1 protein-coding gene is annotated in these 1,550 nt (G+C 38.4%); it reads right to left on the bottom strand.

Translation table 11 applies throughout. The features are described from left to right. Positions 1-94 precede the first annotated feature (94 nt). On the bottom strand, positions 95-1,447 hold the full coding sequence (locus tag AB1K80_RS17130; RefSeq protein WP_412858142.1) for an IS1182 family transposase: 1,353 nt from the start codon (positions 1,445-1,447) through the stop codon (positions 95-97). Positions 1,448-1,550 lie beyond the last annotated feature (103 nt).

Genomic DNA, 1,550 nt, shown 5'->3' with positions numbered 1-1,550 from the left:
CAGATTGTAGAGAAACTCATGTTTTTCTACAATCTTTTTTATTTTAAAGGTATATATGTTGAATGAAATGTATCGAAAAAGCCCTCCCACACACCTAGCCTAGTTTCGCTAGGTGTGTGGCAATCTTTTTCATATTCTGGCAGGCAGCTGTGAGAAGAACTTGCTCACTCACATTTTGTTTTCCCCTTAACCGGCAGTAGCGAAGCCCGTGCAGTTGTTTTGAATCTGCAAAGCTTCGCTCTATTTTTTCTTTTCTTTTTTTGTATAGCTCTTTTCCAGAGACAGATAGACGATTTTGTCTGATCTTTTCTTTATGTTCTTCCCACACATGTCTTGAGATGACTTTTTGGTGATTTTTAGACCTTGTACACCTTTCAAGGAAAGGACAGAATGCACATTTTTTTGGATCTGATTTGTAGAACCTATAACCTTTTCGATCAGTTGTAGTATATAAAAGCTTCTCACCCTTCGGACATATGTAATGATCATGTTCAGAATCATACTGAAATTTCCACTTCTCAAATAATCCTCTTGTTGGATGAAAACGTCTATGTGCGATGACACCAAAAATACGGCGATCGGATAAGCCCTTACAGATTGGAGTTGTCAAATAACCAGAATCAAGGGCAACAGCTTCTACTTGAAAACCAAATCGTGCGATTTGGTGATCCAATCGATCAAGGTATGGAACAGAATCGTGGACATTGCCAGGCGTGACATGGGCATCAGTGATGATATTGTACTTCATATCTGTAGTACGGTGGTCTAGATAGAAAAAGCCTTCAGGCTTATTTTCACGATAAAGATAGCCGCTTTCAGGATCAGTCGTACTTTGGCGAATCTCTTTTTCCGTTTTCACCTCCTCTTTTCCCTTTAAGGGCTTTTTTCCATGTATCTCTCGATCTTCTTGGACGGCTTCATCTAATTCTTTCAGATAGTTCTGAGTGTCTTGTTCAATCGTTTTTCTCGTATATTTATGTTTATTGGCATTCGCTTTTAGATGGGTTGAATCAGTAAAGAGGACGCGCCCTCCAACCATATCGTGATTGATGGCTTGAAGCACAATCTCATCAAAAATATCTTGAAAAATCGATGTATCTTTAAAACGAGTACGACGATTCCAACTGATGGTCGAGTGATGTGGAACAGGGGCATTGATGTTCAAACCTAAAAACCATCTATACGCCATGTTATAGTAAATTTCTTTTTCAAGTTGTCTTTCAGAACGGATACCATAGAGGTATCCGATAAACATCATTTTGAACAAAATAAGGGGGTCAAGTGAGGGGCGACCTTTATTCTCACTATAATAAGGTTTTACTTTGTCTATGATAAATGAAAAATCAATGTACTGATCAATTTTACGAAGCAGGTGATCCTCTTCGACCAGTTGATCTAGCAATACAAATTCGGCTTCGTGCTGAGAAGAATTTCTAGTGTGGAACATGAGAAAAACACCTTCCTTTAATGGGCTTTTCTCTATTATAAAATGAGGAGATGGGAATTTTAAGGGAAAAAATAAGGCTGTCAAGATTTTCTCGACAGCCTGA

It is taken from the genome of Bacillus sp. 179-C3.3 HS, from assembly GCF_047229225.1.
In the GTDB taxonomy this organism is placed as follows: domain Bacteria; phylum Bacillota; class Bacilli; order Bacillales; family Bacillaceae; genus Bacillus.
Note: the sequence above shows the minus strand (reverse complement) of the source record. Positions and strands in the feature narration are given on the sequence as shown.